Genomic DNA, 6,608 nt, shown 5'->3' with positions numbered 1-6,608 from the left:
CGGCACATAGACGCCGCCGCTTTGCCAGAGGCCGAGCATCGCCACCAGCAGCTCGAGGCCGCGCTCGCAGAGTACGGCGACGGGCTGCTCGGCGGTGACGCCCTGCTGCCGCAGGCGGTCGGCCAGCAGTTGGGCGCGCAGAGCGAGGGCGGCGTAAGAAAGGTGGAGCGAGGAGCAGGAGGCGGCGACCGCGTCCGGGCAGGCTAAGGCCTGTTGGGCGAACATGTGGTGGAGGCAGCGGTGGCGGGGGTAGGGCCGCAGCGTGTCGTTCCACTCGGCGGTCAGTTGCCAGTGCTCGGCCGGTGAGAGCATGCGCAAGTCTTTGGCCGCGGCGGCGGGGTCGGAGGCGAAGGCCGACAGCAGGAGGCTGAGATGGGAGAGCAAGCGGGCGGCGGTGGTGCGGTCGAAGAGGTCGCTGCAGTAGGCGAGGCTGGCCTGGATGCCTTCCTCCGTATGCGTCATCGTCAACTCCAGGTCGAACTTAACTTCGCTGCTCTGTACGCCATAGGGAGAAATACCCAACTTTTTGAGACTTGAAGTAAGCGATATAGCAGCTAAGTTCTGATAAGCAAGCGTCACCTGGAAGAGCGGCTCATGGCTGAGACTGCGCTCGGGCTGCAACTCTTCGACGAGGCGCTCGAAAGGCACCTCCTGATGGGCATAAGCCGACAGCGCCGTCTCTCGCACCCGCCCCAGCAACTCCCGCACACTCAAGTCGCCTGACAGGTCAGTACGCAGCACCAGCTGGTTGACGAAGAAGCCGATCAGCGGCTCGGTCTCGACCCGGCCGCGGTTGGCGACGTCGGTGCCGATGACGATATCGCGCTGGCTGCTGTGGCGGCTCAAGACCACCTTGAAGGCCGCCAGCAAGGTCATAAACATCGTCACGCCTTGCTGCCGGCTCAGCCGCCGCAACTGCTGCGTCAGTTCCTCGCTCAGGCGCAAGCCGACGCTGCCGCCGCGGTGGCTGGCCACCGCCGGCCGCAGCCGATCCGTCGGCAGCTCCAGCACCGCCACTTCGGCTAGCTGCCGCCGCCAGTACGCCAGCTGCTCGTCAAGTACCGCGCCTTGCAAGTACTGCCGCTGCCACACCGCGTAATCGGCATACTGTATCCGCAGCTCCTCTAAAGCCGAGGGCTGGCCCTGGCTATAAGCCTCATAGAGCCGGCTGAACTCAGAGACCAGCACCCCCGTTGACCAGCCGTCCGAGGCGATGTGATGCATCACCACCACCAGGATGTGCTCATCATCGGCCAGCCGCAGCAGCGCCGCCCGCAGCACTGGCCCGCCTCGCAGATCAAAACCGCGCCCGCTCTCTTGCCGCACCACCTCGCCGGCCACCGCCTCGCGCTTCTCTGCCGGCAGCGCGCTGAGCTCCCAGAGCCGCAGTCGCACCCTGGCCTCGGCTTCGATCACCTGCACGGCTTGTTGCTGCCGCAGCTCGAAGCGCGTCCGCAGCACCTCGTGCCGCCTCACGATCTCTCCCAGGCTCTGCTCCAAAGCCGCGAGGTTCAGCTCGCCGCTCAGCCGCACCGCCATCGGGATGTTGTAGGCGGCGCTCTCCGGCTCCAGTTGATGGATGAACCACAGTCGCTGCTGCGCGAATGACAGCGGCAACTCGCTCTCTCGACTCACCCGCTCAATCGGCCCTGCCGGGAGGCGGCTGCCGCCTTGCTGCTGCTGCTGCTGCACGGCCGCCGCCAGCCCTCGCACCGTCGGCTCCTGGAACAGCGCCCGCAACGCCACTTCCACCCCAAGCACCTCGCGCACTCTCGACACCACCTGCGTCGCCAACAACGAGTGGCCACCCAGCTCGAAGAAGTTCGCTTCGACGCTCACCTCTCGCTGCCCCAGCACCTCACTGAAGATCCCTCCTACCAGCTCCTCGATGACATTCTCTGCCGCTGCTGGCTCGCCCTCACCGTCTATCGCGGCCGCCGGCGCCGGCAGCGCCTTGCGGTCGAGCTTGCCGTTGGCCGTCAGCGGCAGCTCCCCCAGCTTCACAAACACCGACGGCACCATGTATTCCGGCAGCCGCCGGCTCAACCCTTCGCGCAGCCGCTTGCCGCTCACCTCCGCCCCCTCCTCGCCCACGACGTAGCAGACCACCTGCGGCCCTCGCCCTTCCGCCTCGCGCACTACCACGGCGCTCTGCCTCACCCCCGCCTCCTCGTTGACCGCCGCCTCGATCTCCCCTAGCTCCACCCGATACCCCCGCACCTTCACCTGAGCATCGGCCCGCCCCACATACTGGAGCTGGCCATCGCTGGCATGACGGACGAGGTCACCCGTGCGATATAGCCGCGCTCCGGCTTCGCCACTGAAGGGGTCGGGAACGAATCTCTCGGCCGTCATCGCGGCCCGCTCGATATATCCTCGCGCCAGCCCGATTCCCCCGATCTGGAGCTCTCCGGTTACTCCGACCGGCAATACTTGCCCCACTGAGTTCAGCACGTACACTCGCGTATTGGGTATCGGCCAACCGATGCCAGGTTCCTCTCCTGCCCTTAGCTCCCCGGACATGCTCGCGCATACGGTTGACTCCGTCGGTCCATAGGCATCCAGCATCCGCCGGCCGTCTGCCCACTGCTCGACCAGAGTCGTGGGGCACGCCTCCCCGGCGACTACTAATGTGCTCAACGCCAGCCCTTGTGTTCCTGGTAGGCTGGCCAGCACGGTTGGCGGCAGCGTCGCGACTTCCACTTGCTCCCATTCCAGCAACTGCCTCAACTCCTCGCCCGCCAGTACCGCCCCACGGCTGCCGAGCACCAGCTTCGCCCCGCCCGTTAAAGACATGGTGAGTTCCCACATCGAGGCGTCGAAGCTAATGGAGGAGAACTGCATGACAGCTCTTGCGCTGAGCGGGCCGAAGAGCTGCTGCTGGGCGGCCGCCAGGTTGCTCAGGCCCCGGTGAGTGATGGCTACGCCTTTCGGAAGCCCCGTCGAGCCTGACGTATAGATGACGTAAGCGAGGTTGTCTGGCGAGAGGGTAGCGGGAGGATTGGAGTCCGGGTAACGAATGATCGCGTCCCACTCAAGATCGAGCGCCACGCGGGGCGGCGCTGCTTGAGATGTATCGAGCGTGAGGTGGCTGTGCTTGAGGAGCAGCACGGCGCCAGAGTCCTCAAGCATGTAGGAGAGGCGGGCGGGCGGGTAACTGGGGTCGAGCGGCACGTAAGCGCCCCCTGCTTTCAGCACCGCCAGGATCGCCATGACGACGTCCGGACTGCGCTCCAGGCATAGACCAACCCGCCTCTCCGCACCGACGCCCAACTCCTTCAGGCGGTGAGCCAACTGGTTGGTGCGCCGGTTCAGTTCGAAGTAACTCAGTTGCTGACCCTCATAAACAACCGCGATGGCTTCGGGGGTTTGCTCTACCTGCTGCTCGAATAATTCGTGCGCCAGTTGACCGCCTGGGTGGACGGTCGCGGTGTCATTCCATTCTACTAACAGTTGCGCGCGCTCTTCTTCCGTGAGCATCGTCATTTCCGCGATGCTGGCGTCTTGATCCTTTAAGGCACTCTCAAGGAGAACGCTGTAGTGCCTGGCCACCCGCTCAATCGTCGGCCTCTCAAACAGGTCGGTGTTGTATTCAAACAACAAGGTAATGTCATGGCTGGCGCTGGCCACATCACGCCCGACGAGCTGCTCGCGCCATGGCAAGACGACAATGCTCAGGTCGAACTTGGCAGAGTGGTTGTGAGCATCCAGCAATTCCATGGACATCCCCGGCAGCTCGAGCACCGGCGTCACCGTATCCTGAAAAGCAAACACCACCTGAAATATCGGGTTGTAATCCAGGCTGCGCTCCGGGCGCAGCTCTTCGACGAGCTGCTCGAAGGGGAGGTCCTGGTTGCTATAGGCGCCGAGGCAGGATTCGCGCACCCGCTTCATGAGCTCGTGGAAGCTCGGCTTTCCTCCCAAGTCTGTGCGCAGCACGATGGTGTTGATAATCATGCCGAGCAGGCCCTCGGTCTCGCGGGCGCGGCGGTTGGCCACCCCGGAGCCGACCACCATGTCCTCGCGGCCCGTGTAGCGATAGAGCAACGTCTTAAAAATCGCCAACATCGTCATGAAAAGAGTGGCGCCCTGTCTGCGGCTCATCGCCCTGAGCGCCTCGGCGGTTTCCTCCTTGATGACGTGGCTGTATTCAGCGCCGCGGAACCGCTGCACCGGCGGCCGCCGGTGGTCGGCAGGCAGGCTGAGGAAGGCGGGCGCGCCGGCAAGCCGCTGCTTCCAATACTTGATCTGATTCTCCAGCACCTCGCCCTTAAGCCAATCCCGCTGCCAGCAGGCAAAATCAGCGTACTGGAGGGTCAGCTCAGGCAGTGGCGAGGGCTTGCCCTCGGCCATGCTCCCGTAGGTCGTCAGGAAGTCGTGGATGAGAACCCCCTGCGTCCACCCATCATGGACAAGGTGGTGCTCGGTGAGAATAAGTATAAATTCCCGGTCGGTCAGTTGCAGCACCTTCAGCCGCAGCAGCGGGCCCCTAGCCAGGTCAAAGTTCCGGTTGCCTTCCTCGATGATATGGTCGTGGACGTACTGCTCACGCTCATCCTCTGACAGCAGACGCAGGTCGATCAGCGGAATGTGGATAGGCTCGTAGGCGTTGATGACCTGCACAGGGCGGCCGTCAACCATCGGGAAAGTGGTGCGCAAGATTTCGTGCCGGCGAATGATCTCGCTGAAGCTCTGCTCAAGCACACGAACGCTGAACGCGCCGCTGATGCGCAGTGCCCGCGGCACGTAGTAGGACGTGTTGGTCGGGTCGAGCTGGCTGAGGAACCATAGGCGCTCCTGCGCGAACGACAGCGGCAGGGCCTGGTCTCGCGGCGCGATGCTGATCGGTGGCACTTCAAGCCCGTCGCCCGCTTTGCCGCAACTCTCCAGGGCTTCGGCCAAGCCGGCCACTGTCGGCTTTTCAAAGAGGCGGACGAGCGGCAACTCGACCTGAAAAGCTTCGCGGATGCGCAGGACGATCTTCGTCGCCAGCAGCGAGTGACAGCCGAGATCAAAGAGATTGTCGTTGACGCCGATCTGCTTCAGACCCAGAACCTCTGCGCAGATGCCGGCGACGATCTCCTCCGAATGGTTGCGCGGGCTTACGAAATCACCCGCCCCGGCTGGCCGCTCCAGGCCTGGCAGAGGCAGCGCCTGCCGGTCGAGCTTTCCATTCGACGTTAACGGCAGCGCCTCCAGAATCACGAAGGCTGAGGGGATCATGTAGTCTGGCAGCCTCTGCCGCAGGAAGCGCCGCATCTCGCTGCTGTCGACAACGCCGCCCGGCTGCGGCACCACGTAAGCGACCAGCCAATTGGCCCCGCGGCGGTCTTCCCGCGCCGCTACAACAACCTCCTTCACCAGCGTGTGCGCCGCCAGCCCAGCTTCGATCTCGCCCAGCTCGATGCGAAATCCGCGCACCTTGACCTGATGATCAAGGCGGCCGAGAAATTCCAGGTTGCCATCGGCGAGCCGCCGCACGAGGTCGCCGGTCTTGTACAGGCGCTCGCCCGGCCGCATGCTGAACGTCGCGGGAACGAATCTCTGCGCCGTCAGCTCGGGCAGGTTGATGTAGGCTGCGGCCAGCCCCGGCCCGCCAATGTGTAGCTCGCCCGGCACGCCCTCCGCCACCGGATTGCCATGGCGGTCGAGAACGTAAAGCGCGTTCTGCGCGCTTGCCTTGCCGATAGGCACGGTCGGCGATGGCACAGCAGAGCGTGCCGGGCTCACCTCAAAGATCGAGCTGTTGACAGTCGCTTCCGTCGGCCCATAGCCGTTATAGATCGTGCAGCCCTCTTCGAGGATGGCTTGCAACTCGTCAACCGCCCTGCCCGTCAGGGCTTCACCGCCCAGGTGCAGCACCTCCAGGGTCCGCAGCTTGCGCCCGCAGGCCGCAAGCTCGCCGACGAACGACGGCGTCGAATGCACCGTGTTGATCTCGTAATCGTTAGCCCGTTCTGCGTACGCCGACGGGTCCATCCGCTGATTTCGGTCAAGGCAGTAGAGCGTGCCGCCGAAAAGCACGGTCGTCAGAATCTCAAAGATGCCGAAGTCGAAGCAGTAGGACAGGCTCTGCAAGACCCTCGTCCGGCCGCCAAACCTGAAGTATCGCTTGCTCCAATCAAGCAGCGGCAATAGATTGTCGTGCGTGATCGGCACGCCCTTCGGCCTGCCCGTCGAGCCTGAGGTGTAGACGACGTAAGCCACCTTACCGGTGTCGGCCGTCCCGTTGTGGCGCGGGTCGGCTTCCTCCTCGTCAAACGCTCGCAGGTCGTAAAGCGACACCCCCGGATGACCGCCGTGCTGGTCGGGCACCTCGTCGAGGCAGATGATTTGTTTGATCGCGCCGTCAGCGCCGCAGAGTTGAAGCGCCTTGTCCAGGTGGCGCGCTTCGGTCACCAGCGTCTCGATGCCGCAATCACGAATCATGAAGTCGATCCGCTCTGGCGGATAGCCCGGGTCGATAGGAACAAACCCGTGGCCCGAGTCAAAGATCCCCCACAGCCCGATGAGCTGGTTGAGATTCTGGCCGGTCATTAATCCAATCAGCCTGTCGGTTGCCATGTTCATAAGCTAAGGTCCAAATCCGTTGCGATGCTTCAGGGGTG

General features: G+C 64.0%; 1 protein-coding gene. It reads right to left on the bottom strand.

Annotated features, from left to right (window positions below; translation table 11 throughout):
• Nucleotides 1-6,570: amino acid adenylation domain-containing protein (locus tag VJ464_01730; protein HKQ03823.1), on the bottom strand; the 6,570-nt coding region annotated here is incomplete at its 3' end.
• Nucleotides 6,571-6,608 lie beyond the last annotated feature (38 nt).

The organism is Blastocatellia bacterium, assembly GCA_035275065.1.
In the GTDB taxonomy this organism is placed as follows: Bacteria; Acidobacteriota; Blastocatellia; order UBA7656; family UBA7656; genus DATENM01.
The sequence above is the reverse complement of the archived record's forward strand: the minus strand, read 5'-3'. Positions and strand labels throughout refer to the sequence as shown.